The organism is Jannaschia sp. Os4 (assembly GCF_016820245.1).
In the GTDB taxonomy this organism is placed as follows: domain Bacteria; phylum Pseudomonadota; class Alphaproteobacteria; order Rhodobacterales; family Rhodobacteraceae; genus Jannaschia.
Map to the genome: position 1 here is coordinate 901,120 of NZ_JAFCAR010000004.1, position 24,931 is coordinate 926,050.

Consider the following 24,931-nt stretch of genomic DNA (forward strand, 5'->3'; position numbering starts at 1 on the left):
CGGGGTGCAACCGTGCCGCCACGGCCCGGTCGTCCCGCCCGGCGCCACGGAGGACGCGATGCCGACCTCGACCGCCGCCCCCTCGACCGCCCCGGGCGCGTGCACGCCCGGCACGGCGGCATGGATCTCGGAGCGGGTGCGCCGCCTCACGGGGCTGGGCGTCGCGTCCATCGAACTGCCTGGGGGCGCCGGGCGCGGCTCGGCGGAGGTGGTGCTGTCGGACGGGCGGCGCATGATCGCCACCCGGCGCGCGACGCCCGCGCGCACGGCGACCGAGGCGGTCGTGCTGCACGCGCTGTCCCGCGCGGGCGCGCCGGTGCCCAAGGCGGTGGGCCATCACGACGGGCTCCTCCTGCAGGAGCGGGTCGAGGGCGCGCGCCTCTCGGTCGCGCTCGCCGCCCCGGACGCGGATCGCGTCGCCTTGGGCGGCGCGGCGGTGGCCGCGCTAGAGGCGTGCCGCAAGCGTCTCGCCCGCCTGCCCCAACTCGCCGGTCGGCTGCCGGGCCTGGGGACGCGGAGCGGGTGGACCGACGATTTCGTGTCGCGCCCCGCCTTCCTCTCGCACGACCTGAGGATCGCTCCGCCGGCCTGCGACTTCGGCGCCTTGGCCCGCGCGATCGACGCGGCGCCCGCGCATCCGACCCGGTGGGACGCGCGGACCGGAAACGCCGTGGTGCGGCCGGACGGTCGGGTGGTCTGGTTCGACTGGGACGTCGTGGGGCGCCGCGCCGGCGTCGAGGACGTGGCTTGGCTGCTGGCGGACGAGCACTGGACGCCCGACGCCGCAGAGAGCGTAGAGGCGCTGCGGGCCGGGGGAGTTGCGACGAGCCCGATGCTCGTGCGGATGGCCGTGCTCTTGGCGGCCGCGCGCATGGGGACGATCCACGCCCGCGTCGCGCGGCTGGGCTGGGCGGACGGCGACGCGGCCCGGGCCGACGACGGGATCGGCGCGACCCCCGGGGCGGTGGACCGCCTCGCGGCCCGCGGGGCCGCCTTGGCGACGACCGACGCGGTCGTCGCGCCGTTCGCGGAATGGTTTCCCCGCGCGGCCAGCGCCTTGCGCGGGACCGGTGGCGGGGGCGGCTGACGGCGCCCCCGGAAACGCTTGCAGCCCCCCACCGCCCCCCTATGTGTCCTGCCACGCAGCAAGGGGCGGGACCGGATGGCCGCGAAGACGTCGCATGGGCCCCCGCTCGGGGGACCGGCAGGGTGGGTCTCCATCCTGATCCCCGCCGCGCTGTTCGTCCTCTTCGCCCGGATGCTGCCCGAGGTGGGCGCGGGCGGCGTGATCGACTGGTCCGTCGCGTGGGTGCCCTCGCTGGACGTGGAGCTGGCGCTCAGGATCGACGGGCTGTCGCTGCTCTTCGCGCTGCTCATCACCGGGATCGGGACGGGGGTGGCGCTCTACGCGTCCTCCTACCTCGGCGGCGACGACCACTACGCGCGGTTCTGCCTCTACTTCCTCGCCTTCACCGCCGGGATGCTGGGGCTGGTGCTGGCCGACGACCTGCTCGCGCTGTTCGTGTTCTGGGAGATCACGACGATCTCGTCCTACCTGCTGATCGGCTACTCGTCGGACGACCCGAAATCGCGGCGCAACGCCCTGCAGGCGCTTGTGGTGACGGGAACCGGCGGCCTCGCCTTCCTCGCGGGGATCGTGCTGATCGGGACCGCCGCCGGGACGCTCAGGATCAGCGAGCTGGGCGACCTGACGGGCCATGCGCTCTACCTGCCCATCCTGATCCTCGTGCTGGCCGGCGCCTTCACCAAGTCGGCGCAGGTGCCGTTCCACTTCTGGCTGCCCAACGCGATGGCCGCGCCGACGCCGGTCTCGGCCTACCTGCACTCGGCCACGATGGTGAAGGGCGGGGTCTACCTGATGGCCCGGATGACGCCCAGCTTGGGCGGCACCGAGGTGTGGGGCTGGACCCTGATGATCGCGGGCGGGGTCACGGCGGTGTTCGCCTCGTTGCTGGCCGTGCGCCAGACCGACATCAAGCAGGTGCTGGCCTACACGACGCTGATGGCGCTGGGCACGCTGACGCTCTTCCTCGGGCTGGGGACGGAGTACGCGCTGGAGGGCGCGATGCTCTTCCTGCTGGTCCACGCGCTCTACAAGGCGGCGCTGTTCCTAATGATCGGGATCGTCGACCACGGGACCGGCACGCGGGACGCGCGCGTGCTGCGGGGGCTGGCGCGCAGGATGCCGGTGACGTTCCTCTGCGCGCTGCTGGCGATCCTGTCGATGGCGGGGATCCCGCCGCTGGTGGGCTTCGTGGGCAAGGAATGGCTCTACAAGGCGGGGTTCGGCGCCGGGTATGGCGGCCCGTTCCTCTGGCCGCTGGCGGCGGCCTTCGCGGCCTCGGCGCTGATGGTCTGCGCGGCGCTGATCTCGGGGTGGCGGCCCTTCGTCGGCAGGCTCTCGCACCCGGACGCGCACGAGGGGCCGTGGCAGATGCTGGCCGCGCCCTTGGCCCTCGGGCTGCTGGCGCTGACGCTGGGCGTGCTGCCCGACCTCGCGGAGCCGATGATCTTCGCGGCCTCCTCGGCGGTGGCGGGCACGCCGCTGGAGGTGGACCTCTACCTCTTCAAGCAGGTGGAGCCCGCGCTGATCCTGTCGGTCGTCACGCTGGTCACGGGCGTCCTGTTCTACCTCTTCCACGGGCGGCTGCGCGACGGGCTGGCCCGCGCGGACGCGCGCGCGCCGGTCCATTTCGATCCCGGCTGGGACAGGCTGATGGACGCGGTGGCGGCCGGGTCGAAGGGGCTGACGAACGCGATCCAGACCGGGGTGCTGCGCCGCTACATCTTCGTCACCTTCGCCGCGCTGGCCGTGACGCTCATCGCGGGCTTCTGGCGCACGGGGCTCGTGCCCACCGTGGCCGTCGATTGGGGCGACCTGCAGGTGAAGCACTGGGCGGTGCTGATCTTCGTGACGGCGGGGGCGCTGGTGACGGCCTTCACCGACAGCCGCATGACGGCCATCGCGGCGCTTGGCGTGGTGGGGATCGGGGTGGCGCTGATCTTCATCATCTTCGGCGCGCCGGACGTGGCGATCACGCAGCTGCTCGTCGAGACGCTGATCGTCGTGCTCGTGGCGGTCGCAATGCTGAAGCTGCCGCCGCTGGATCCCGACCGGGTGCGGAGCGTCCGGCTCTGGGACCTCGCGCTCGCCGCCCTGCTCGGGATCGGGACGACGGCGGTGATGCTGCTCGTGCTGGCGGTGCCGGTGGACCGGCGGATCACCGACTACTACGAGATCGCGTCCTACCCCGAGGCCTACGGGCGCAACATCGTCAACGTCATCCTCGTGGACTTCCGCGCGCTCGACACGTTCGGCGAGATCGCGGTCGTCGCGGTGGCCGCCATCGCCGCCTACGCGCTGCTGCGCGGGACCCGCTACAGGAACGACCCATGAGGACGATTCAGTGACGGGCACCTCCCTCATCATCCGCGCGGCGACCCGCCTTCTCGTGGCGCTCCTGCTCGTGTTCTCGATCTTCATGCTGCTACGCGGCCACAACGAGCCGGGCGGCGGCTTCATCGGCGGGCTGATCGGCTCGACGGGGTTCATCCTCTACGCCATCGCGCATGGCTGCTCCAAGGCGCGAGCCGCGCTCCGGGTCGAGCCGCAGACGCTGGCCGTCGCGGGCCTCGGGATCGCGCTGCTGGCGGGCGTCTCGGCCTTCCTCTTCGGCGACGCGCTCTTCACCGGACAGTGGCTCTTCGTGGGCGCCGACCCGGTGGACGAGTACGACAAGGGCCTGCCGCTCTCGACGGTGCTGGTCTTCGACATCGGGGTCTACCTCGTGGTGATGGGCTCGATCCTGACCCTCGTCTTCGCCTTGGAGGAGGAGGTCTGATGGAGGTGCTGAGCGCCCTGATGATCGGCGTGCTGGTGACGGCCTCCGTCTACCTCATGCTGGCGCGCAACGTGCTGCGCTTCATCTTCGGGTTGGTGCTGCTGTCGAACGCGGCCAACCTCGTGATCTTCGCGAGCGGCGGCCTGACCCCGCAGGCGCCGCCGCTGATCGAGTACCGCACGGACGCGCCTACGGGGCTGGTGGCGAACGCCCTGCCCCAAGCCCTCGTGCTGACGGCCATCGTGATCGGCTTCGGCCTCTTCGCCTTCGCGCTGACGCTGGTCTACCGCGGCTACCAGAACCTCGGCACGCTCGACTCCGACGAGATGCGGCTGGCCGAGCCGCGCGAGGAGCCGAAGTGACCGCTGCGCTGCTGCTCACCGCGCCGCTGATCGTGCCGTTCCTGACGGCCGTGCTGGCGTTCCTGTTCCGCCACGGCGGCGAGGGGCGGTGGGTGTCCGTCGCGGGCAGCGCCGTGTCGCTGGCCGCCGCCGCGGTCCTGCTGCGCGAGGTGCTGGCCGGCGGGACGGTGGCGGCGCAGATGGGCGGCTGGGCCGCGCCCTTCGGGATCACGCTGGTGGCCGACACCCTTTCGGCGGTGATGGTGGTCATCACGGCGATCACCGGGCTGGCCGTCGCGCTCTATGCGACTGCCGAGATCGACCGTCCGCTGGAGCAGCTGGGCTGGCACGCCCTGTTCCAAGTGCTGCTGGCGGGCGTCACGGGGGCGTTCCTGACGGGCGACCTGTTCAACCTCTACGTCTGGTTCGAGGTGATGCTGATCTCGTCCTTCGGTCTGCTGGTGATGGGCGGGCGGCGGGTGCAGCTGGACGCGGGGATCAAGTACGTCACGCTGAACCTCGTCTCCACGATCCTGTTCCTGTCGGGGATCGGCCTGCTCTACGGCACGACCGGCACGCTGAACCTTGCGGACCTGCACGTCACCCTGCACGGCAACGAGGACGGGATCGTCACGCTGATCGCGCTGATGTTCATGGTGGGCTTCGGGGTGAAGGCGGCGGTCTTCCCGCTCTACTTCTGGCTGCCCGCCTCCTACCACACGCCCGCCTTTGCCACCTCGGCCGTCTTCGCCGGGCTGCTGACCAAGGTGGGGGTCTATGCCCTGATGCGGATGTTCACGCTGGTCTTCGACCAGGACGTGCCCTTCACCCACGGCATCCTGCTCTGGGTCGGCGTGGCGACGATGGTGACGGGGGTGCTGGGCGCGGCGGCGCAGACCGACTTCCGCCGCATCCTGTCGTTCCACATCGTCAGCCAGATCGGCTACATGGTGCTGGGCCTCGCGCTGATGACGCCGCTCGCGCTGGCGGGGGGGGCGTTCTACCTCGTGCACCACATCATCGTGAAGGCGAACCTGTTCCTCATCTCCGGCGTGGCCGACCGCGTGGCGGGGGGGACGGAGCTGGACCGGATCGGCGGGCTCTACAAGGGCACGCCGCTGCTCGGCCTGCTGTTCCTGATCCCGGCCTTCAGCCTCGCGGGCTTCCCGCCGCTGTCGGGCTTCTGGGCGAAGTACGTGCTGGTGAAGGCGTCGATGGACGTCGAACTGTGGTGGGTGGCCTTCGCCGCGCTCGCCGTGGGCCTTATGACGATCTACTCGATGACCAAGATCTGGGGCCGCGCCTTCTGGAAGCCGCATCCCACGGGGGCGGTCCCGTCCCTGCGGACCATCGACGCGCCGCAGCGGGCCGCCATGCTGATCCCCATCGCGGCGCTGGCAACGATGACCGTCATCATCGGCCTCGTCCCGCAGCCGTTCCTGACGCTGGCCGAGCGGGTGGCGGTCGAACTGCTGGACCCGACGTCCTATGTATCGGCGGTGCTGGGGCCGGACGCCCTGCCCGCGCCGGAGGTGACGGAATGAGCCTCTTCCTCCTCAACATCCTGCTCGCGGTTGCGTGGGCCGCGCTCATGGGAACGTTCACGGTGGGCGGGCTGGCGACGGGCTTCGCGCTCGGCTTCGTCGCGCTCTGGGTGGTGCAGTCGCTCTTCCCCGGCTCGACCTATCACGGGCGGGTCTGGCGCTGGCTGAAGCTGATCGTCCTGTTCCACTACGAATTGATCGTGTCGTCCTTCCAAGTGGCGTGGGACGTGCTGACGCCCACGCAGCGCTCGCGCCCCGGCATCGTCTCGGTCCCCCTCAAGGCCGAGGGCGAGGCAGAGGTGCTGCTGGTGACGAACCTGATCTCGCTCACGCCCGGTACGCTGTCGCTGGACGTGACGGAGGATTGCAACACGCTCTACGTCCACGCGATGTTCGCGGACGATCCGCAGGAGATCCGCGACCAGATCGAGAACGGGATGGAGCGGTGGGTGCGGGAGGCGCTGGCATGAGGGACTGGCCGGTCCTCGAGGTCTCGATCCAGATCAGCTTCGTGCTGGTGATGGCGGCGGTCGTGCTCGCCTTCCTGCGGCTCCTCAAGGGGCCGTCCCTGCCCGACCGGGTGGTGGCGCTGGACACGATGACGGTGCTGATCGTGACGTTCTGCGGGCTCTACGCGCTCGACACCGGCTCGACGGCGTTCCTCGACGTGGCCGTGGTGCTGGCGCTGATCGGCTTCCTCGCCACCGTGGCCCTCGCCCGCTTCATCGAGCGCCGGGTGCGCCGCGCGGACGCGGCGGACCTCAAGAGCGCGGCCGAGATCCAGGAGGACGCGCCGTGATCCTCGAATGGGTGCTCTCCGCCCTCGTGCTGCTGAGCGGGTTCTTCGCGCTGATCGCGGGCTTGGGCATCCTGCGCCTGCCCGACGTGCTGATCCGGATGCACGCGACGACCAAGGCCGGGACGCTGGCCTCGGGGCTGGTGATGGCGGCCGTGGCGGTGGGGTTCGGGGACGCGTCGACCATCGCGCGCGCGGTGGCCATCGTGCTCTTCCTGATGCTCACCGCGCCGGTGGCCGCGCACATGATCGGCCGGGCGGCGTTCCGCTCGGGCGTGAAGCTGTGGGAGCCGACGGTGATCGACCCCGACGCCCGCGCCAAGCTGGGGGTCCGCCACCACGGGACGCCCGGCGGGGACTGAGCCGTCAGGCGTAGTTGATCCAGTAGACCAGCGCCGCCGTCGCCGCGATCGGCACCCCGTAGGTCGCCCAAGGCAGCCACCGCCGCGTCCGGCGCGACCAGCGGCGCAGCCCGACCTCCAGATGCGTCTCCCGCGCGAGGTTGGTGCCGCCGCGCTCCCACTCCGCGATCAGGCGGTCCCGCGCGCCCGCGCGCAGCCAGTAGAACACGCAGACATAGGTGATTGTGCAGGCGATCAGCAGCAGGATCGCCAGTCGCAGCAGCAGGCTCATGCGCCTCTCCTCGTCGCGGTCAGGACCACGATCGGCCCCCAGATGATCGCCGCCTTGGCGGACAGGGACGCGAAGTGCCACGGCGCGGCGGCGCGCACCACCTCCGCCGCGTCGCCGTAGAGCCATGCGAAGACCCACGCCCCCGCGAGGCCGACGAGGAGGATCGAGAGCGCAAGCGTGGCGAGGACGCCGCGCCCGGTCGGCGGCAGGACGTGGGACAGGCCCCACGGCACCGCCCATGCGATGGCGGCCAAGACGGCCACGGGTCCGGCGAGCGACAGGTCCATGGGCGGGCAGATAGGCGCTCGACACCCTTGCCACCACCTCGTCCGGCGGGGAGGGTCGGCCCATGAACTCCCTGCTGACCGAGATCGAGGCCCGCGAGGACGAATGCGCCGCCCTCTGCGCCGAGATGGTGCGGATGCCGACGCTCAACCCGCCGGGCCTGCACTACCGCGACATCTGCGAGTGGGCCGGGGGGCGCTACCGCCGCCTCGGCTGGGACGTGGAGATGATCCGCGCCCTCGGCGCGCCGGGGGATTCGGAGGACTTCCCGCGCTGGAACGTGCTGGTGCGTCACGAGGCGGGGCCCGGCCCGGTGCTGCACCTCAACGGCCATCACGACGTGGTGGCGGTGGGGGACGGCTGGACCCGCGACCCCTTCGGCGGGGAGATCGACGGCGGCAGGGTCTGGGGCCGCGGCACCTGCGACATGAAAGGCGGCATCGCGTCGGCCATGATCGCCGCCGAGACGCTGGCGCGATACATGACTCACGGCGCGGTGGAACTCTCGCTGACGGCGGACGAGGAATCGGGCGGCTACGGCGGCGTGGCCCACCTCGCGCAGCTCGGGCGCTACGAGCGGGTGGATCACGTCATCATCCCCGAGCCGCTGGACCCGGGGCGCATCTGCCTCGGCCATCGCGGCGTCTGGTGGGCGGAGATCGAGACGAAGGGGCGGATCGCCCACGGCTCCATGCCCTTCCTCGGGGACTGCGCGGTGCGGCACATGGGGGCGGTGCTGGACGAGATGGAGGCCACGCTATTCCCGCTGCTGGAGGGACGCCGCACGCCCGAGCCGGTGGTGCCCGAGGGCGCGCGGGCGTCCACGCTGAACCTCAACGCCGTGCATGGCGGCGAGCCGGTGCAGCCCGAGGGCTACGACGGGTTGCCGTCAGCCTGCGTCCCGGACCGCTGCGTGCTGACCATCGACCGGCGCTTCCTGCCGGAGGAGGAGCTGTCGGCGGTGAAGGCGGAGGTGGCGCAGCTCATGGAGCGGGTGCGCGCCAAGCGCCCCGACTTTCGCTACGAGATCCGCGACCTGTTCGAGGTGCACCCCTCACGCACCCCGGACGACGCGCCGGTGGTGGCCGCCGTGCGGGGCGCCGTGGACGAGGTGCTGGGGCGCGAGGCGGAGCACGTGCTCTCACCCGGCACCTACGACCAGAAGCACATCGACCGGATCGGGCGGCTGAAGGACTGCATCGCCTACGGGCCGGGCCACTTGGAGCTCGCGCACCAGCCCGACGAGTGGGTGGGCGTCCGCGACATGACGCAGGCCGCGCAGGTGATCGCGCTGGCGGGGTGGCGCCTGCTGCGAGGATGACGGGACGGCCCCCCGCCCTACCCTCCCCGCCATGCTCTCCGCCCCCGACCGCCTCGCCTTCATGCAGCGCCTTCGCGAAGCCCAGCCCGGCGTGAAGGCGCCCACCGTGAAGAAGGGGCGCTCGCCCTTCCGCTCGGTGGTGTCCTGCATGCTGTCGGCGCAGTCGCTCGACCGGAACACCGCCGCCGCCTCGCGCGCGCTCTTCGCGCTGGCGGCCACGCCGCGGGGCATCCTCGCTTTGGACGACGAGGAGATCGCGGCGGCCATCCGGCCCTGCGGCCTCTACAACATGAAGACGCGCAACCTGCGGAGGATGTGCACGGCTCTCCTGGAGGAGCACAGGGGCCGCGTGCCGCGCACCCGCGAAGGGCTGATGTCGCTGCCCGGCGTGGGGCGGAAATGCGCGGACATCGTGCTGCACTTCACCTTCGGCGAGGCGGTGGTCGCCGTGGACACGCACGTCCACCGGGTCTGCAACCGGACGGGGCTGGCCGAGGGGAAGACGGAGGCCAAGACCGCCGAGAGCTTGGAGGCCCGGCTGCCGGAGGGGTTCGGGATGGACGGGCACGTGCTGATCCTGAACCACGGCAAGAAGGTCTGCCGGGCGCGGGCGCCCAAGTGCGGGGCCTGCCCCGTGGCGGACCTGTGCGAGTGGGAGGACAAGCGGGTCGCGGGGTGAGGGCACGGGACCGTAGGTCGATTGTGATTGGACGCAGGCCCCTCCCCCGCGCTTCACTCGGGCGACCCAACCCGGAGACGCCCATGCTCAGGCCCCTCATCGCCGCCGCCCTCCTCGCCGCGCCCGCGCATGCCGCCACGGGCGAGCGCGTCCAAGTGACCGGCGAGGTGATCGACACGTGGTGCTACTTCTCCGGCGTCATGGGCGGCCCCGACGCGGTGGTCGGCAGCGCGCACCACACCTGCGCGCTCTGGTGCAGCGCGGGCGGCATCCCCGTGGGCCTCTTGGCCGAGGACGGCACCGTCTACATGGTCCTGAAGATCGAGGGCGACGACGACACGGCGGGCGGCGACACGCTCCTGAACATCGCGTCCCACACGGTGACGGCGGACGGAATGCTCTACGTCCGCGACGGCCTCAACTACATCGTGGTCGAGGAGGTGACGGCCGACATGGACATCGTGAACGCCACCCACGAGGATTTCGGGGTCATCCCCGGCTTCGCCATCCCGGACCCGGAGTGACGCCCATGATCCGCTATCTGCTCCCCCTCGCCCTCGCCGCCGCGCCCGCCCTCGCCCAAGACTTCTCGGAAGGCTCCGAGGCCCGAGAGTGGGGCCTCTTCGGCGAGTCGAAGGCCCGGTTCGCCGCCACCGTGACCGACCCGCTCTGCGCGCTCTCCGGTGATTGCGCCGACAACTGCGGTGGCGGCGACCGGCAACTGGCCCTCGTGCGCGAGGAGGACGACGTGATGGTCCTCGTGCTCAAGAACGCGCAGTCGGCGTTCAACGGGGCGGTGACCGACCTGCTGCCCTTCTGCGGACAGGCGGTCGAGGTGGACGGCCTGCTCATCACCGACGAGGAGATCGGCGCGCGGAACGTCTACCTGATCCAGCGCATCCGCGCGCAGGGCGACGAGGAATGGACCAGGGCCAACAAGTGGACCGACGCGTGGGCCGAGCGGAACCCCGGCGCCGAGGGGTCCGGTCCGTGGTTCCGGCGCGACCCGCGGGTGCAGGCCGAGATCGCGGAGGAGGGCTGGCTGGGCTTCGGCGCCGACAGCCCCGTGGAGGAGGCGTTCCTCGAGGACTGGTTCTGATGCGCGTCGCCGCCCTCCTCGTAGCCCTCGCCCTCCCGGCGGGGGCGCAGCAGGCCACGCTCCTGACGGATGCGACCGACACCCCGTTCCCGTCCTTCGGCGGGGAGTGGGCGCTGACGGACCATCACGGGCAGGCCCGCACCCAAGCGGACCCGGCGGGGCGGGTGCAACTGCTGTTCTTCGGCTACGCGACCTGCGAGGCGATCTGCACGGTCGCCCTGCCCACCATGTCCGACCTCGCCGCCGACCTCGCCGCCGAGGGCATCGAGGTGGCGCCCTTGGTCGTCACGGTCGATCCCGCGCGGGACACGGTGGAGAGCATGGGGCCGGCGCTGGCGACCTACGCGCCGGGCCTGACGGGGCTGACGGGCAGCGAGGAGTCCCTCGCCCATGTGCGCGACCTCTTCCACGTCGAGCGCACGCTCCTGTTCGAGGAGCCGCTGGGCGGGGCGGTCTACGCCCATGGCAGCCACATCTTCGTGCTGGACGGGGACGGCGCGTTCCTGACCCTGCTCCCGCCGATCCTCGCCCCGGAGGCGATGGTCGAGATCGTGCGGGGCTACGCCGGGTGAGGCGGGCCCCCGCGCACGGACGGGGGGAGCGGTGGCCGAGGCCCACCGGACGCCCCCGGCCCCGACGTCCCGGCTTGCCGATCCCCACGCCCCCCCGCTAGCCTCGTCCCGCACCCACGGGGAGGGACCCACATGATCCGCACCGCCACGGCCGCGCTCCTGCTGACGGCCACCACAGCGCTCGCCCAAGCGACCGACATCACCCTCGGCATGCAGCTGGAGCCGCCCAACCTTGACCCGACGGCGGGCGCGGCGGCGGCCATCGACGAGGTGGTCTACGCCAACGTGTTCGAGGGCCTGACGCGGTTCGGCCCCGACGGGTCGATCCAGCCGGGCCTCGCCTCCGACTGGGAGGTCTCGGAGGACGGCCTGACTTGGACCTTCACCCTGCGCGACGAGGTGGCCTTCCACGACGGCACCGCCTTCACCGCCGACGACGTGGTGTTCAGCCTCGACCGCGCGCGGGCCGAGGACAGCGTGAACGCGCAGAAGGTGCTGTTCGAGGGGATCGAGAGCGTCGAGGCCGTCGACGGCACCACTGTCCGCATCACGCTCTCGCAGCCCAACGGCAACCTGCCCTTCAACCTCGCGTGGGGCGACGCCGTGATCGTCGCGCCCGAGAGCGCGGAGACCAACGCCACGAACCCCGTGGGCACGGGGCCGTTCAAGTTCGGCCAGTGGGTGCAGGGCGACCGCGTGGAGCTGGTCGAGAACCCCGACTACTGGGGCGAGGCGCCCGCGCTGAAGTCGGCCACCTTCAAGTTCATCTCCGACCCCAACGCCGCCTTCGCCGCCATGATGGCGGGCGACCTCGACGCCTTCCCGGGCTACCCCTCGCCCGAGACGCTGGCGCAGTTCGAGGCGGACCCCCGCTTCGAGGTGGTCGTGGGCTCGACCGAGGGCGAGACCATCCTCGCCATGAACAACGAGCGTCTCGATCCCAAGCTGCGCGAGGCGATCACGCGCGCCGTGGACCGGCAGGCCGTCGTGGACGGCGCGATGTTCGGCTACGGCACGCCCATCGGCACCCACTTCGCGCCGCACAACCCCGACTACCTCGACCTGACGGAGCAGAACGGCTTCGACCCGGAGGCGGCGGCGAGCGCGCTGGCGGAGTCCGGCTATGACGGCGAAGCCCTGTCGCTGATGCTCCCGCCGCCGTCCTACGCCCGGCGCGGCGGGGAGATCGTCGCCAGCCAGCTGCGCGACGCGGGCATCGAGACGGAGATCCAGAACGTCGAATGGGCGCAGTGGCTGGAGCAGGTGTTCCGGGGCGGCGACTACGACCTGACCATCGTCAGCCATACCGAGCCGATGGACATCAACATCTACGCCCGGCCCGACTACTACTTCCGCTACGACAGCCCGGCCTTCCAGTCATTGATGGAGCAGCTCGACGCCGAGGCGAACCCGGAGCAGCGCCGCGCCCTGCTGCAGCAGGCCCAGCGCATGATCGCCGACGAGCACGTCAACGCCTACCTGTTCCAGCTGGCCCGTACCGGCGTGCAGGACGCGCGGATCGAGGGGCTGTGGGAGAACGCCCCGACGCAGGCCAACGACCTGACCGGGGCGTCCTGGTCGGAGTGACGGTGCGGGGGCGGCGCGGCCGCCCCCGTCGCCCTCACGGGCAGGCGGCCACGTAGGTCGAGCCGTCGGGCCGCTGGTAGCGGCAGGTCTCCGCCCCGGTGGGCCGCGTGACGGCGTTGCCGACGGCGGCCCCGATGGCCCCGGCCGCGATGGCGGCCTCGATCTGGTCGTCGCTGTCGGCCAAGGTGGCCCCCGCGGTCGCGCCCACGGCGGCGCCCGTCAGGGCGCCTTGGTTGGCTTGGCAGCCCGCGACGAGTGCGGCGAGCGCGAGCAATGCAAGAGGTTTCATGTGCGGTCTCCCTTTCAGGTGGCTGCCCAACCTGTTGACGAATATGGGGGTTCCCGCTCATCGCCCGGTCGGCGGAGAGCCGCCTAGGCCAGCGCCTCCGCCACGACCCGCGCGACGGCCTCCGGGTGGGTGAGCGGGGCCATGTGCCCCGCCCCCGCGATCACGCGCGCCTCCAGCCGCGGCAGCCGTGCGGCCAGCCCGTCGCGGATGGCGCGCACCACCGGCGCGGCCCGTTCGCCCGCCACGAAGGTGACGGGCACGTCCGGCAAGCGGTCCAGCACGCCGCCGACGTCGTCCACGAGGGCGGGCGCCGTCTCGGCCACGAGATGCACGCGGTCGCGCATGTAGACGCGCGCCGCCTGCGGCAACGCGGCCAAGGGCACGTCCCCCCAGAGCCCGTGGAACGCCGCGAGCATCCCCTCCGCGTCCCCCGCCGCGCGGGCCGCCTCGTAGGGGGCCATCTCCGCCACGTGGGCCTCGCGGGCGGCGGGGCCCGCGGCGGCGAACGTCACGGGCTCGATCAGCACGGCGCGGCGCACGAGCCCCTCGGCCATCAGCGCCAAGGCCACGCAGCCGCCGATCGAATGTCCGACCACGTCGAAGGGCGGCCGCCCCGCCGCCCGCGCGACGGCCACCGCCTCGGACATCCAGTCGCCGCCCGCGTAGGGCGTCCGCCCATGGCCCGGCAGGTCGGGCCGGAGGAGCGGTCGGTCGAGATGTGCGCCGACCCCGCGCCACGCCGAGCCGGCAGCCAGCATGCAGTGCAGCGCGAGGATCGGCCCGTCGGCGCGGGCCACGCCCCCTCCCCCGCTCAGAGGTCGCCCGCGAGGTGCAGGTCGAGGTCGGCGATGCGGTCCTGCCCCCAGAACCGCTCGTCGCCGACGACGTAGAACGGCGCGCCGAAGGCCCCGGCGGCGACCGCCTCCTCCAGGTTGCGCGCGTATTCCTCCGCCCCGGCGAGCATCCCCTTGTCCGAGAGCGCCGGGTCGAACCCCGCCGCCGACAGGCAGTCGCGGATCACGTCGTCCTGCGCGATGTCGCACTCCTCGGCCCAGCAGGCGCGGCACAGCCCGTGGACCAGCGCGCCCACGTCGCCGGACCCGTCGTGGATCGCGGCGATCACCGCGTAGGAGGAGGGGGCCGGGTTCGTCGGCCAGTGCGCGGGCTTGAGGTTGATCGGCATGCCTAGCTTCTTCGCCTGCCGCCGCATCTCCTGCAGGCGCCACACTTGGTGGTTCTCGTGCCGCTGTCCCGGCGGCGTGCCCCCGGTGCGCCCGAACAGCGCGATCACGTCGAGCGGCTTGTAGGCGATCTCGGCCCCGTGCTTGGCCGCGACCTCCTCCAGCCGGGTCCCCGCGAGGTAGGTGTAGGGCGAGACCGTCGCGAAGTAGTAGTCGATCCGGGGCATCATGTTTCCTTCCGTGGGGGCAGTCGGGCTTTGCCGCCTCCCTGCCCGGCTGCTAGGCCCCGCGCAACAGGGACGGGGGCGAGTCGGCCCCATCGCGGAGAGCGCAGCCATGACCAGCCCCGAACCCAAGATCATCGCCGGGACGTCCAACCCGCCGCTGGGCCAGCAGGTCGCGCGGCGCATCTCCATGCACCAAGGCCGGCAGGTCGGCCTCGTGGACGCGCGGGTCGAGCGGTTCGCCGACGGCGAGATCTTCGTCGAGGTTTGGGAGAACGTCCGCGGCGAGGACATGTACATCCTGCAGTCGACGTCGAACCCGGCCAACGACCACCTGATGGAGCTGGTCATCATGGCCGACGCGCTGCGCCGCTCGTCGGCGGCGCGCATCACCGCCGTGATCCCCTATTTCGGCTACGCCCGGCAGGACCGCCGCACCAAGGCGCGCACGCCCATCTCGGCCAAGCTCGTGGCCAACATGATGGTCGGCGCGGGGATCGAGCGGGTGCTGACGATGGACCTGCACGCCGCCCAGATCCAAGGCTTCTTCGACATCCCCGTCGACAACCTCTACGCCGCGCCGATCTTCGCGCTCGACATCATGCACCACTTCCGCGGCGGCATGGACGACGTGATGGTCGTCTCGCCCGACGTGGGCGGCGTGGCCCGCGCGCGGGAGTTGGCGCTGCGGATCGGCGCGCCGCTGTCGATCGTCGACAAGCGCCGCGAGAAGGCGGGCGAGGTCGCGGGGATGACCGTGATCGGGGACGTGAAGGGCAAGCGCTGCCTGATCGTCGACGACATCTGCGACACGGCCGGGACGCTGTGCAAGGCGGCGGACGTGCTCTTGGAGGCGGGGGCCACGGAGGTGCACGCCTACATCTCGCACGGCGTCCTGTCGGGGCCCGCGGTGGAGCGCGTGACCAACTCCAACCTCGAGAGCCTCGTGATCACCGACACCATCGCGCCAACCAAGCCCGTGCAGGGCTGCAAGCGCATCCGCGTGGTGCCCACGGCGCCGGTCTTCGGGCAGGCGATCCTCAACATCTGGAACGGCACCAGTGTGTCGTCGCTCTTCGACAACGAGACGCTCGAGCCCCTCTACGAGAGCCGCTACCCCGGCGGCATGGCGCGGGAGCGCGCCGACGCGTAGCCCCGCCGCTCAGCTGCCGAAGAGGCGGCTCGCGACGTAGACGTTGGGCGCGATGAACGCGACCCAGAGCACGAACAGCCCCGCGAACTTGCCGCCCCGGTGCCAGAGCACCTCGGTCGCGTCCGGCGGCTCGTTGGACGGGGGCGGCGCGGCGGCCTCGGCGGCGGAGGCGCGTGCGGCGATCTCCGCGCGGCGGGCCGCGGACCGCTCCTGCAGCGCGCTGATCTCGTAGGACGAGAACATGGATGCGGACGGCCCCTGCAAGGTGGTCGGCGCGGCGGTTCTGTCTGTCATGGATCGGTCCCGGATGGTGTCTTCGAACCTACGCACGCGGGCGCGGTTCGGTTCACTTCACCGGATCGAAAGGGGGAATGGCGCGCTGGGGAGGATTCGAACCCCCGACCCCTTGATTCGTAGTCAAGTACTCTATCCAACTGAGCTACCAGCGCACTACGAGGGCGCAGATAGACGGGGCGCGGCGGCGGCGCAAGAGGCGTTCCGACCGTCCAGGGCGGACGTGCGCCCCTTGCACGGACGTCGTACGTACATCCGTGCATGAGCCGGAATGCTGCAGCGCGGCACGCGCCGGGCGCGACCGGGGGACGGATCGGACGGCCGGTCCGGGGGCCATGCGTCCGGGCTAGGACCGAAGCGAGGGCAGGAGCGCGGCGACCAGACGGCGGGCGAGGATCCCGAGGTCGGTCGGGCGCGTGGCGCGCCCGCCCAGCGGCGACTGGTGGAGATGCGCCATCAGGATCGGACCGGCGAGCATCTGGGCCACGGCACGGGCGTCGGTCCCGTCAGCCACCTCTCCGGCGGCGGCGTGGGCGTCGATGCGGGCGGCGAGGCCGTCGAGGATCGGCTCCAGCGCGTCCTCCACCACGCGGGGGCCGAGCCCCGGGTGGTAGAGCCCCTCGCGGAGGCCGAGGGCGACGAGGTCGCCCACGTCGAAGCGTTCCAGCCCGAGGATCATGTGGTCGAGCGCGGCCACGAGCGAGACCTCGGGGTCGGGGTCGGAGGGGACGGCGAGGATGGCGAGCGGCTCGGCCCCCTCCGACCGCTTGGCGGCGAGGATGGCGGCGACCACGTCGTCGCGCTTGCCGAAGTGATGCGCGAGCGTCGCCGGCCCGGCCCCAGCCGCAGCCGCCATCTCGCGCCACGACAGCGGCTTGCCCCCCGCATCGCGCATCGCCTGCCAGATCGCGTCGAGCATGGCGGCACGGCGTTCGGGCGTTCCCGGATTGGCGGAGCCGCGAGGCCTAGCCATCTTTCTCTTGATCGTTTGATCTACGCATCTATTCTCTCGTCCGTTCGATCAACATAACCCGAGGAGGCCGGGATGTCCGCCTTGCCCGTCACCGACCTTGTCCGCATCGCGCTCGTCCTGCTCCTCGCCGCCGCGCAGGCCATGGCGGCCTACTGGCCCGACCTCCGGGGGGCCCGGCACACGATCACCTCCCGATCGGTCGCCGTCGATACCCCCGTGGTGCCGTTCGGGCCGTTCTTCGCGGTTTGGCCGGTGCTCTTCGCGGCCTGCATCGGGTTCGCGGGGTGGCACGCGGCGCAAGGCGCGGCCGGGCCGGCGCCGCTGGGCTGGCTGGCGGCCGCCCTCTTTGCGGGGAACTTGGCGTGGGAGACCTGGGTGCCCCGGCGGGGTCTGGACCGGGGGAGCGCGGGGATCATCGCGGTCGAACTGGCCCTCGCGCTGGCAGCGCTGGCCATGACGGTGCGATGGGCGCCGGAGGACTGGGCGTTCTGGCTGGGGGCGGTGCCGCTGCAGCTGTTCGCCGGATGGGTCGCGGTCGCAGCCTTCGCCAACCTGTCCTCGACGTTGAGGGCGGAGGGGGTCCACGCGCCGTGGGCGTTGCTCTTCGGGGCGGTCGGGGTGGCGGTCGGCGTCGCGGCGTCGACCGGGGCGGTGGCCTTCGCGGCCACCGCGGCGTGGGGCTTGGCCGGGATCGCGGCGAAGGCGGGATTGGCGCGGTCGTGGGCCTATGCGGGCGTGGCGGGGGGCGGGGCCGTCATGGCGCTGGCATCGGCCGTCGCATGACCCGAGGAGGATCATCCTGCAATGGATGGATATTCGGCAGGATCCGCGGCACCGGACGCTACGTAATATGAACGTTGTTCGTGAACGGTGTTGCGTGAACATCGTTCTCGGGGCATGTCGGCCTCACGGCAATGAACGCCGTTCATGGAATGGAGCCCGATCATGGGACGTATCTTCGCCAACCTCGCCCTCGCCGCCGGCCTCGCGCTGGGCGGGACCGCCGCCACCACCGTCGCCGCGCAGGCGGGCGGCGTCTCGACGCACGCCGGGGCGTCGGTCCACCACAGCGGGCAGGCCGCCTCGCACGGCTCGGCCGCCCTCGCCTCCGGCGCCGCCGCGGTCGTCTCCGTGCCGCTGATCGCCGGGGGCTCGGTCCTCGCGGTGACGGGCGCGGGCCTGCAGTCGGTCGGCGAGAGCGCGATCGACGCGGGATCCGACGCGCTCAGCCACCGACCGCTGATCGCGCTGCCCGCGCCCGACGCCGCGCCGCGGCTGGACTGAGGAGGGGATCATGGGACGCTTCCTCGCCTTCCTCCTCGCCGCGCTCCTCGCGCTCGCGCCCTTCGCCCCCGCCGCGCAGGCGGGCAGCAGCCAAGCGGGCGCGCCCATCCTGCCGGCGGGCCAAGTCGCCGCCTTCGCCGACAAGGTGCAGGCCGACCTCGCCGCGCGGGGCGCGCGCGTGGCCATCGTCTCGCGGATGGGGCGCGACCCCGGCTCCCTGCCGCCAGGGGTGCGCTACACCCACGTGGCCTACTGGGTGTTCTCGGAGATCCGGAAGGCCGACGGGACCACGGGGACGGGCTACCGGGTCTACAACCTCTACCAGACCGAGGGGGACCGGGCGCGCTCGACCCTCGTGCAGGACAGCCCGGCGGAGTTCTTCGCCGGCGCGCACAGGCTGGACGCGGGCGTCGTCATCCCGGACGCGCGGGTGCAGGCGAAGCTGCTGCGCACCATCGCCTCGCCGACCTACCGCCGCCTCCACAACCCGCGCTACGCGGTGCTGGCGAACCCGGCCGACCCGCGCTTCCAGAACTGCACGGAGCACACGCTGGACGTGCTGATGGCCGCCCTCTACGGCACGGGCGACCGGGCGCAGATCAAGTCGAACATCGCCGCGCATTTCGCGCCGCAGCCGATCCAGCTGGGCGCGGCGAAGCGGGGCCTCGCGGGGATCGCGTCGCGCGCGCTGACGACGGAGGACCACGGGCGGCGCGTGGCGACGGCCACGTTCGGGTCGATCGAGCGGTTCATGCGCGGGAACGGGCTGCTCGCCGCGTCCTACCGCATCACGCCCTAAGCCCGTGCGCGGCCTCGTGGCGGAGGGGCGCGCCCGCGGGCACGCCCCTTGCCGTTTCAGCCGACCTCGCCCTTGGGGAGATCGACCCGGAAGGTGGTCCCGCCCTCGTCCGACCCCGCGAGGTCGAGCGTGCCACCGTGCCCGCGCACCAGCTCGGCCGCGATGGCGAGCCCGAGCCCCGTCCCGCCCTTGCGCACCGATCCCTTGAACGCCTCGAACAGCCCTTCGCGCGCCTGCGGCGGCAGGCCGGGCCCGTCGTCGGACACCTCGAGGCGCCATGCGTCGGGACGGTCCGCGCCGCGCAGGACGACGCGACCGCCCTGCCCCGTGGCCTGGATCGCTTGGCGGGCGTTGCGGACGAGGTTGCCGAGGACGCGCAGCATCTGGTCGGGATCGGCGCGGATGACGGTCGCGGGATCGGCATCCACCTCGATGGCGACGGCCCCGTCGGGCACCGCGAGGCGCTCGGCCTCGGCCACCTCCTCCAGCAGGTCGCGCAGCGGGACCTGCTGGAGGCGGGGGGGCGCCTCCTCGGCGCGTCCGAAGGCGAGCGTGCCCTCGGTCAGCGAGACGGCGCGGGCGAGCGACTTGACGATCTTGGGCCCGACGCGGCGGACGGTCGGGTCGTCGATGCTCTCGAGACGATCCCCTAGCAAAGTTGCGGTGGTGAGGATGTTGCGCAGGTCGTGGGCGATCTTGGCGACCGCGCCGCCGAGCTGGGCGAGGCGCTCCTTCTGGCGGAGGTTCTGCTGCAACTGGGTCTCGAGGTCGCGCAGCGTCGTCTCCGCCTCGCGGAGCTCGGTGATGCGCGAGCGCGGCTCGATCACGCGGCGGGCGTCCTCCGGCGCGGCGGCGAAGGCGTTCATGTGGCGCACGAGGCCGCGGATGGGCATCACCATGAGCCGCCGAACCGCGAGGAACAGGAAGGCCGCCGTGATCGCCGAGATGACGGCGGAGAGCGCGAGGATGTTGATCCCGTACTCGATCATCGCGGCGCGGAGCGGCTTGGTGTCGATGGCCGCCTCGATCTGGAGCCCGCCGCCCATGGCGGGCTCCGCGATGACGCGCACGATCTCGGGCGTGGGGCTAGCGTAGCGGCGCAGCGCGTCCGCGATGAGGGTCGTGGCTGGCGGGTCGCGCAGGTCGACGGTGCGCGCCACGGGGCCGGGAAGGTCGGAGGACAGGATCAGCTGGCGCAGCTCGTCGCGGCGCAGGACGACGTTGAGCACGCCCGCGTTGGCCAGAAGCTCCTCCTCCAGCCCCATGTCGATCATCTCGGGCGCCGAGAGCAGCGTGAGCGAGGCGATCTGCGCGCGCTCCATCCGCTCGGACAGCCAGTCGGCGCGGAAGCGAGCGATGGACGGTACGAAGATCAGCATCTCCGCCAGGAGGACGAAGACGACCGTGAGGATCAGGAAGCGTCCGGAGAGGCTGGTCAGCATGGGCGGTCCGTGGCGTCCGAAGCGGTTTGGCCCCCGAGGGGGAGGGGGTCAAGCGGGACCGCGCGCGGTCCCGCCGCGGCCCGGCTCAGGGCAGCCAGCGCTGCACCGCGCGCACGACGCGCTTCACCGCGTCGCTCTCGAAGAGCCGCGGCACGTAGTACTGCCCCGCCGCGCGCTTGGAGATCTCGCCCAAGGTCGGATAGGGCGCCACCATCGCCGCGACCGCCCCGATCTTGAGCTTGTTGGCGAGCACCAGCGCCCACAGGCCGATCAGCTCGCCCGCCTGCGCGCCGACGATGGAGGCGCCGACGGGGCGGCCCTTGACCACCATCACCTTGATGAGGCCCGTGGTCTTGCCCTCCGCGATGGCGCGGTCGTTCTCGTGGTAGGGGAAGCGCAGCACCTCTACGGCATCTCCGTGCGCCTCCTTGGCCTGCGCCTCGGTCAGGCCGACCTGCGCGATCTCGGGGTCGGTGTAGGTGGCCCACGGGATGTGGTCGGTGCGCGCGCGGGCGGGCAGGCCGAACAGGATGGGGCGGATGATCGTCGCGCCGTGGTAGCCCGCCACGTGGGTGAACTGGAACCCGCCGGCGGCGTCGCCGATGGCGTAGACGCGGCGGTTCGTCGTCCGCAGGTCGGCGCCGACGGTGACGGCGCGGTCGTACTCGATGCCCGCCGCCTCGAGGTTCAGCTTGTCGACGTTCGCCTTGCGACCCACCGCCATCAGGAGGTGCGAGCCGGTGACGTCGCCCTTCGACGTGTGGACGGTGATGGCGCCCGCCGTGCCCGAGACGCGCTCGACCTTGGTGTCCTCGCGGATGTCGACGCCTTCCTCGCGCAGCCGCTCCAAGGCGATCGCCGCGAGTTCCGGGTCGTCCTTGCCCAGCGCCTTGGACCCTTCCAGCACCGTGACCTCGATGCCGAGGCGGCGGTGCGCCTGCGCCATCTCCATCCCGATCGGCCCGCCGCCCACCACGATCAGGTGCTCGGGCGTCTCCATCAGGTCGAAGATCGTCTCGTTGGTGTGGAAGGGGACGTCGCGCAGCCCCTCGATCGGCGGCACGAAGGGCGACGACCCGGTGGCGATGACGGTGCGGCGGGCGCGGATGCGGTAGGGGCCGGCCTCGACGGTACGCGCGTCGACGAAGCGGCCGAACTCCCGGATGACGCGGACGCCGAGACCCTCGAACCGCTCCTGGCTGTCGACGGGGGCGATGGTGCCAATGGCCGAATGCACGTGGCGCTTGGCGGCGGCGTAGTCGACCTCGGGCTGCACGGGCGCGACGCCGAACGGGGCGCCGGTGGTCATCGCGTGGGCGTGCTTGCCCGCCGCGATCAGGGCCTTGGAGGGGACGCAGCCGAAGTTGAGGCAGTCGCCGCCCATCTTGTGGCCTTCGAGGAGCGTGACGTCCGCCCCCATCTGGCTGGCGCCGTAGGCGACGGAGAGGCCGCCGGAGCCTGCCCCGATGATCAGCACGTCTGTCTTGATGTCCTGCATGGCGGGCGCTTTCGGTTCGAGGGTCTCGTCCGGGGTGATGGCGGGGGGGAAGGTGGTGCCGTCCATGGGTCAGGCCCTCCGCAGCTTCTTGACGACGACGGGGAGCACCGCGAGCAGGGCCAGCCCGACGATCGGACCGAGGATGTGCGGCTCGAAGATGATCCCGAGGTCCGGCGTCTCGCCGCGGGCGAACACCTCGCCCAAGCCCGCGCCGACCCACGTGTAGACCGCCGAGCCGGGCAGGATGCCGAGGAAGGTCGTGACCACGTACTTGGCCAAGGACACGCCCACGAGCGCGGGGATGATGTTGGCCACGAAGAACGGCACGGCGGGCACGAGGCGCATGACGAAGAGGTAGGAGGTCTCGTCCTCGCGGATGCCGTCCTTGAGCGTCTTCACGGCACCCTCGGAGGCGTCCATCTTGGCCGCCAGCCTGTCGCCGAAGCCGGTCTTGGCGGCGAGGAACAGCAGCGTGGCGCCGATGGTGGCGGCGACCACGATGAAGATCACGCCGGGGAAGAGGCCGAAGAGGAAGCCCCCCGCCAAGGTCAGGATCGCGGCGCCCGGCAGCGAGAAGGCCACGGCGGCGACGTAGACGGCCATGAAGATGGCGACCGTGAGGACGTAGTTGGAATCGCGGTAGGCGATCAGCGCCTCGCGGTTCTCGGCCAAGGCCGAGAAGGTGAGGTAGTCGCGCAGGAACACGAAGCCCAGCACGGCGGCGGCGGCGATCCCCGCGATGGGGAGCCAGCGCAGCCATGCGGGCTTCTGGGTCGGGGTGGTGGCGTCGGCCATGTCGGCCTCCTCGGGTTCGGGGGCGGCGGGGATGCCGCGTTGGTCGTGGGAATGACGCATCGGCCCCTTCCTGCGATACCCGGCCTCACGTGGGGGTGAGGCCACGTGACGGGGGACGCGGGGGAACGGGTGTTTGTTTCATCCCGCGTGCCGCCGCGTCCGGGTCCGCTGTAACACGCGCCGCGCGTCCCCCCCCCGGTTGACACCGGGGGGGGCGCTGCGTATCCGCCCGATCTCGACAACAGACCGCACGCGGGGCGCGAGACCCGCCGCCCGCATCCGGAGACGACCGATGAAGCGCACCTTCCAGCCCTCGAACCGCGTCCGCAAGAACCGCCACGGCTTCCGTGCGCGCATGGCCACGAAGGCCGGGCGGAAGATCCTGAACGCCCGCCGCGCGCGCGGCCGCAAGTCGCTCTCGGCCTGATCCCTTCGACCGACGACCGCGAGGCGCCGGGGGGCGAGGCCCCCGCGGCGTCTCTCCGCGTTCTTAGGCGGCGGTCGCAGTTCCTGCGGCTGAACGGCGGGCGCCGGGCGGCGGCGGGGTCGTTCCTGCTGCAGGGCCGCGACCGGGCCGACGGCGACCCGGCGATCGGCGTGGGATTCACCTGCTCCAAGAAGGTCGGCAATGCGGTGGCGCGCAACCGCGCCAAGCGGCGGCTGCGCGAGGCCGCGCGGCTCGTGCTGCCGGGGATGGGGCGGCCCGGCTGGGACTACGCCATGATCGGGTGGAAGGACGCCACGGCGGGACGGCCCTTCCCGGACCTGTTGGACGACCTGCGGCGCGCGCTCGCCAAGGTGCACCGTTGATGGGGCGCAAGGCGATGCCCACCCTACGGACGTGACCTTCGCGGCCCGCCTCCTCGCCCTGCCCGTCCGGGCCTACCGGCTGATCGGCTCGCCTTGGGTGGGGCACAACTGTCGCTACCAGCCGACCTGCTCGGCCTACGCCTTGGAGGCGCTGGAGAAGCATGGGGCGCTGAAGGGCGGCTGGAAGGCGGCACGACGCATCGGGCGATGTCACCCATGGGGCGGGTCCGGCTACGATCCAGTGGACTAAGCCCCCCCTCATCTTGGCCGAAATACCTCGGGGGTCCGGGGGCGGCGCCCCCGGCGGGTCAGGCCGTCAGGCCCGATCCCGGACGGTCACGCCGAATGCGCGCCCTCGGCCAGCGCGGCGACGTAGGCCAGCACGTCCTCCACCGAATCCCCGCGCCCGATCCGCTCGACGATGGCCGAGCCCACGACGCAGCCGTCGGCCACGGCGGCGATGTCGCGGGCGGCCTCGGGCGTCTTGATGCCGAAGCCCACGATCACGGGCAGGTCGGTGGCGCGCTTGAGGCGGGCGACCTCGGGGGCTACCGCGTCGGCTGAGGCCGACCCCGCCCCGGTGATGCCGGTGATCGAGACGTAGTAGACGAAGCCGGAGGTGTTGCGCATGACCGCCGGGACGCGCGCGTCGTCCGTGGTGGGCGTGGTCAGGCGGATGAAGTCGATGCCCGCCGCCAGCGCGGGCAGGCACAGCTCCGCGTCCTCCTCGGGCGGCAGGTCCACGACGATTAGCCCGTCGATCCCGGCCTCGGCGGCTTGGGCGAGGAAGCGGTCCACCCCGCGCGAATAGATCGGGTTGTAGTAGCCCATCATCACGATGGGCGTGGTGGTGTCGGTCTCGCGCAGGGCACGGGCCGTCGCGAGGGTTGAGTCGAGCGTCGCGCCCGCCTCCAGCGCGCGCTGGCCGGCCAGTTGGATCGTCGGACCGTCGGCCATCGGGTCGGTGAAGGGCAGGCCCAGTTCGATCACGTCCACGCCCGCGCCGGGCAGGCCGCGCACGATCTCGACCGCCGTGTCGTGGTCGGGATCGCCCGCCATGACGTAGGCGACGAAGGCCTTGCGGTTCTCGGCGCGCAGGCGCGCGAAGGTGTCTGCGATGCGGCCCACGGCGCCCTCCCCTCGGTTCGGGCCGGGGATGGGACGCGGCGGCGGGGACGTCAAGCTGGACTGGAACCGGCGCCCCCCTCCCCCCATTTGCACCCCATGAACTATCTCCTCGCACTCCTCCTGCCGCCGCTCTCGATCTTCCTCGCGGGCCGTCCGATCATGGGCATCGTCACCTTCGTGATCTGGGTGCCCGCGCTGCTGTTCTCGGGCGGGCTGACCCATCCGATGTTCATCGTGCTGGCGTGGATCGTCATCTTCGAGCGCAACCGCGACCGCGCGCCGCGCTGATCCCCCCCTCGATGTTCCGAAAGTACTCCGGGGGGTGCGGGGGGCTGGCCCCC

General features: G+C 72.1%; 33 protein-coding genes and 1 tRNA gene. 22 read left to right on the plus strand and 12 right to left on the minus strand.

Annotated features, from left to right (window positions below):
* Positions 1 to 58 precede the first annotated feature (58 nt).
* From JQC91_RS13490 to mnhG, 8 genes are all read left to right on the plus strand, one after another.
* Complete coding sequence (locus tag JQC91_RS13490) at positions 59 to 1,087, plus strand: hypothetical protein (protein WP_203287434.1); 1,029 nt, start codon at positions 59 to 61, stop codon at positions 1,085 to 1,087.
* A 75-nt stretch (positions 1,088 to 1,162) separates the two neighbouring features.
* Complete coding sequence (gene mbhE, locus JQC91_RS13495) at positions 1,163 to 3,418, plus strand: hydrogen gas-evolving membrane-bound hydrogenase subunit E (RefSeq protein ID WP_203287436.1); 2,256 nt, start codon at positions 1,163 to 1,165, stop codon at positions 3,416 to 3,418.
* A gap of 10 nt (positions 3,419 to 3,428) precedes the next feature.
* Positions 3,429 to 3,863, plus strand: a complete 435-nt coding sequence (locus tag JQC91_RS13500) for a Na+/H+ antiporter subunit B (protein ID WP_203287438.1) — start codon at positions 3,429 to 3,431, stop codon at positions 3,861 to 3,863.
* Complete coding sequence (locus JQC91_RS13505) at positions 3,863 to 4,225, plus strand: Na+/H+ antiporter subunit C (RefSeq protein ID WP_203287440.1); 363 nt, start codon at positions 3,863 to 3,865, stop codon at positions 4,223 to 4,225. Before JQC91_RS13500 ends, JQC91_RS13505 begins: the two co-directional genes overlap by 1 nt.
* Entirely contained in the window at positions 4,222 to 5,748 is a 1,527-nt protein-coding gene (locus JQC91_RS13510) for a Na+/H+ antiporter subunit D (RefSeq protein ID WP_343069976.1), read from the plus strand. Before JQC91_RS13505 ends, JQC91_RS13510 begins: the two co-directional genes overlap by 4 nt.
* Positions 5,745 to 6,218, plus strand: a complete 474-nt coding sequence (locus JQC91_RS13515) for a Na+/H+ antiporter subunit E (protein WP_203287442.1) — start codon at positions 5,745 to 5,747, stop codon at positions 6,216 to 6,218. Before JQC91_RS13510 ends, JQC91_RS13515 begins: the two co-directional genes overlap by 4 nt.
* Positions 6,215 to 6,547, plus strand: a complete 333-nt coding sequence (locus tag JQC91_RS13520; protein ID WP_203287443.1) for a cation:proton antiporter — start codon at positions 6,215 to 6,217, stop codon at positions 6,545 to 6,547. Before JQC91_RS13515 ends, JQC91_RS13520 begins: the two co-directional genes overlap by 4 nt.
* Positions 6,544 to 6,906, plus strand: a complete 363-nt coding sequence (mnhG, locus tag JQC91_RS13525) for a monovalent cation/H(+) antiporter subunit G (protein WP_203287445.1) — start codon at positions 6,544 to 6,546, stop codon at positions 6,904 to 6,906. Before JQC91_RS13520 ends, mnhG begins: the two co-directional genes overlap by 4 nt.
* A 4-nt stretch (positions 6,907 to 6,910) precedes the next feature.
* On the opposite strand, the gene JQC91_RS13530 is transcribed toward mnhG, so the two are convergent.
* Complete coding sequence (locus JQC91_RS13530) at positions 6,911 to 7,177, minus strand: hypothetical protein (RefSeq protein WP_203287447.1); 267 nt, start codon at positions 7,175 to 7,177, stop codon at positions 6,911 to 6,913.
* Positions 7,174 to 7,464 carry a hypothetical protein gene (locus JQC91_RS13535; RefSeq protein WP_203287449.1) on the minus strand — a complete coding sequence of 97 codons (291 nt, stop codon included), beginning with the start codon at positions 7,462 to 7,464 and terminating at the stop codon, positions 7,174 to 7,176. Before JQC91_RS13535 ends, JQC91_RS13530 begins: the two co-directional genes overlap by 4 nt.
* A gap of 62 nt (positions 7,465 to 7,526) precedes the next feature.
* Here JQC91_RS13535 and JQC91_RS13540 point away from each other — a divergent pair, with 62 nt between their 5' ends.
* The 6 genes from JQC91_RS13540 to JQC91_RS13565 all read left to right on the plus strand — a co-directional run bounded on the left by JQC91_RS13540 (position 7,527) and on the right by JQC91_RS13565 (position 12,720).
* Positions 7,527 to 8,783, plus strand: coding sequence for an acetylornithine deacetylase/succinyl-diaminopimelate desuccinylase family protein (locus JQC91_RS13540; RefSeq protein WP_203287451.1), 1,257 nt, complete (start codon positions 7,527 to 7,529; stop codon positions 8,781 to 8,783).
* Positions 8,784 to 8,814: 31 nt separating this feature from the next.
* Complete coding sequence (gene nth, locus JQC91_RS13545; protein WP_203287453.1) at positions 8,815 to 9,462, plus strand: endonuclease III; 648 nt, start codon at positions 8,815 to 8,817, stop codon at positions 9,460 to 9,462.
* A gap of 83 nt (positions 9,463 to 9,545) precedes the next feature.
* A complete protein-coding gene (locus JQC91_RS13550) occupies positions 9,546 to 9,986 on the plus strand; it encodes a hypothetical protein (protein ID WP_203287454.1) in 441 nt (146 codons plus the stop codon).
* Between the two features lie 5 nt (positions 9,987 to 9,991).
* Complete coding sequence (locus JQC91_RS13555) at positions 9,992 to 10,561, plus strand: hypothetical protein (RefSeq protein WP_203287456.1); 570 nt, start codon at positions 9,992 to 9,994, stop codon at positions 10,559 to 10,561.
* Positions 10,561 to 11,133, plus strand: coding sequence for an SCO family protein (locus JQC91_RS13560; RefSeq protein WP_203287458.1), 573 nt, complete (start codon positions 10,561 to 10,563; stop codon positions 11,131 to 11,133). The genes JQC91_RS13555 and JQC91_RS13560 overlap by 1 nt, the downstream gene beginning before the upstream one ends.
* 132 nt (positions 11,134 to 11,265) lie before the next feature.
* Entirely contained in the window at positions 11,266 to 12,720 is a 1,455-nt protein-coding gene (locus tag JQC91_RS13565; RefSeq protein ID WP_203287460.1) for an ABC transporter substrate-binding protein, read from the plus strand.
* 34 nt (positions 12,721 to 12,754) lie between these two features.
* Here JQC91_RS13565 and JQC91_RS13570 read toward each other — a convergent pair whose 3' ends face one another.
* The 3 genes from JQC91_RS13570 to JQC91_RS13580 form a co-directional block, all read right to left on the minus strand.
* The gene (locus JQC91_RS13570; RefSeq protein ID WP_203287462.1) at positions 12,755 to 13,009 is read right to left on the minus strand and encodes a glycine zipper 2TM domain-containing protein; all 255 of its coding nucleotides are present in this window, start codon (positions 13,007 to 13,009) and stop codon (positions 12,755 to 12,757) included.
* Positions 13,010 to 13,092: 83 nt separating this feature from the next.
* Positions 13,093 to 13,806, minus strand: coding sequence for an alpha/beta hydrolase (locus tag JQC91_RS13575; RefSeq protein ID WP_203287464.1), 714 nt, complete (start codon positions 13,804 to 13,806; stop codon positions 13,093 to 13,095).
* Positions 13,807 to 13,820: 14 nt separating this feature from the next.
* Positions 13,821 to 14,417 carry a 2-hydroxychromene-2-carboxylate isomerase gene (locus JQC91_RS13580; RefSeq protein ID WP_203287610.1) on the minus strand — a complete coding sequence of 199 codons (597 nt, stop codon included), beginning with the start codon at positions 14,415 to 14,417 and terminating at the stop codon, positions 13,821 to 13,823.
* Between the two features lie 109 nt (positions 14,418 to 14,526).
* Here JQC91_RS13580 and JQC91_RS13585 point away from each other — a divergent pair, with 109 nt between their 5' ends.
* Positions 14,527 to 15,567, plus strand: coding sequence for a ribose-phosphate pyrophosphokinase (locus tag JQC91_RS13585; protein WP_203287466.1), 1,041 nt, complete (start codon positions 14,527 to 14,529; stop codon positions 15,565 to 15,567).
* Positions 15,568 to 15,576: 9 nt separating this feature from the next.
* Here the strand turns inward: JQC91_RS13585 and JQC91_RS13590 are convergent, their stop codons facing one another.
* From JQC91_RS13590 to JQC91_RS13600, 3 genes are all read right to left on the minus strand, one after another.
* Positions 15,577 to 15,861 (minus strand): hypothetical protein, encoded by a 285-nt coding sequence (locus tag JQC91_RS13590; protein ID WP_203287467.1) that lies wholly within the window; start codon positions 15,859 to 15,861, stop codon positions 15,577 to 15,579.
* 78 nt (positions 15,862 to 15,939) lie between these two features.
* Positions 15,940 to 16,016: transfer RNA gene (locus JQC91_RS13595), tRNA-Arg, on the minus strand.
* 191 nt (positions 16,017 to 16,207) lie between these two features.
* Positions 16,208 to 16,780 (minus strand): TetR family transcriptional regulator, encoded by a 573-nt coding sequence (locus JQC91_RS13600; protein ID WP_203287470.1) that lies wholly within the window; start codon positions 16,778 to 16,780, stop codon positions 16,208 to 16,210.
* A gap of 126 nt (positions 16,781 to 16,906) precedes the next feature.
* Between JQC91_RS13600 and JQC91_RS13605 the strand changes: the two genes are divergently transcribed.
* The 3 genes from JQC91_RS13605 (at position 16,907) to JQC91_RS13615 (ending at position 18,917) form a co-directional block, all read left to right on the plus strand.
* Positions 16,907 to 17,617, plus strand: a complete 711-nt coding sequence (locus tag JQC91_RS13605; RefSeq protein ID WP_203287472.1) for a hypothetical protein — start codon at positions 16,907 to 16,909, stop codon at positions 17,615 to 17,617.
* Between the two features lie 162 nt (positions 17,618 to 17,779).
* On the plus strand, positions 17,780 to 18,118 hold the full coding sequence (locus tag JQC91_RS13610) for a hypothetical protein (protein WP_203287474.1): 339 nt from the start codon (positions 17,780 to 17,782) through the stop codon (positions 18,116 to 18,118).
* A gap of 10 nt (positions 18,119 to 18,128) precedes the next feature.
* On the plus strand, positions 18,129 to 18,917 hold the full coding sequence (locus JQC91_RS13615; RefSeq protein ID WP_203287476.1) for a DUF2145 domain-containing protein: 789 nt from the start codon (positions 18,129 to 18,131) through the stop codon (positions 18,915 to 18,917).
* Between the two features lie 56 nt (positions 18,918 to 18,973).
* On the opposite strand, the gene JQC91_RS13620 is transcribed toward JQC91_RS13615, so the two are convergent.
* From JQC91_RS13620 to JQC91_RS13630, 3 genes are all read right to left on the minus strand, one after another.
* A complete protein-coding gene (locus JQC91_RS13620; protein WP_203287478.1) occupies positions 18,974 to 20,359 on the minus strand; it encodes a HAMP domain-containing sensor histidine kinase in 1,386 nt (461 codons plus the stop codon).
* An 85-nt stretch (positions 20,360 to 20,444) separates the two neighbouring features.
* Positions 20,445 to 21,857 (minus strand): FAD-dependent oxidoreductase, encoded by a 1,413-nt coding sequence (locus JQC91_RS13625; protein ID WP_203287611.1) that lies wholly within the window; start codon positions 21,855 to 21,857, stop codon positions 20,445 to 20,447.
* A 69-nt stretch (positions 21,858 to 21,926) separates the two neighbouring features.
* The gene (locus tag JQC91_RS13630; RefSeq protein ID WP_203287480.1) at positions 21,927 to 22,652 is read right to left on the minus strand and encodes a VTT domain-containing protein; all 726 of its coding nucleotides are present in this window, start codon (positions 22,650 to 22,652) and stop codon (positions 21,927 to 21,929) included.
* A 292-nt stretch (positions 22,653 to 22,944) separates the two neighbouring features.
* On the opposite strand from JQC91_RS13630, the gene rpmH reads away from it, so the two are divergent.
* Genes rpmH through yidD form a run of 3 tightly spaced genes read left to right on the plus strand, consistent with a single transcriptional unit; the run spans position 22,945 to position 23,712 of the window.
* Positions 22,945 to 23,079 carry a 50S ribosomal protein L34 gene (gene rpmH, locus JQC91_RS13635; RefSeq protein ID WP_026757035.1) on the plus strand — a complete coding sequence of 45 codons (135 nt, stop codon included), beginning with the start codon at positions 22,945 to 22,947 and terminating at the stop codon, positions 23,077 to 23,079.
* Positions 23,076 to 23,462, plus strand: a complete 387-nt coding sequence (gene rnpA / locus JQC91_RS13640) for a ribonuclease P protein component (protein WP_203287612.1) — start codon at positions 23,076 to 23,078, stop codon at positions 23,460 to 23,462. The genes rpmH and rnpA overlap by 4 nt, the downstream gene beginning before the upstream one ends.
* 31 nt (positions 23,463 to 23,493) lie before the next feature.
* A complete protein-coding gene (gene yidD / locus JQC91_RS13645; protein ID WP_203287482.1) occupies positions 23,494 to 23,712 on the plus strand; it encodes a membrane protein insertion efficiency factor YidD in 219 nt (72 codons plus the stop codon).
* A gap of 86 nt (positions 23,713 to 23,798) precedes the next feature.
* On the opposite strand, the gene trpA is transcribed toward yidD, so the two are convergent.
* Positions 23,799 to 24,590 carry a tryptophan synthase subunit alpha gene (gene trpA / locus JQC91_RS13650; protein ID WP_343069977.1) on the minus strand — a complete coding sequence of 264 codons (792 nt, stop codon included), beginning with the start codon at positions 24,588 to 24,590 and terminating at the stop codon, positions 23,799 to 23,801.
* A gap of 96 nt (positions 24,591 to 24,686) precedes the next feature.
* On the opposite strand from trpA, the gene JQC91_RS13655 reads away from it, so the two are divergent.
* Positions 24,687 to 24,878, plus strand: a complete 192-nt coding sequence (locus JQC91_RS13655) for a hypothetical protein (protein WP_203287484.1) — start codon at positions 24,687 to 24,689, stop codon at positions 24,876 to 24,878.
* Positions 24,879 to 24,931 lie beyond the last annotated feature (53 nt).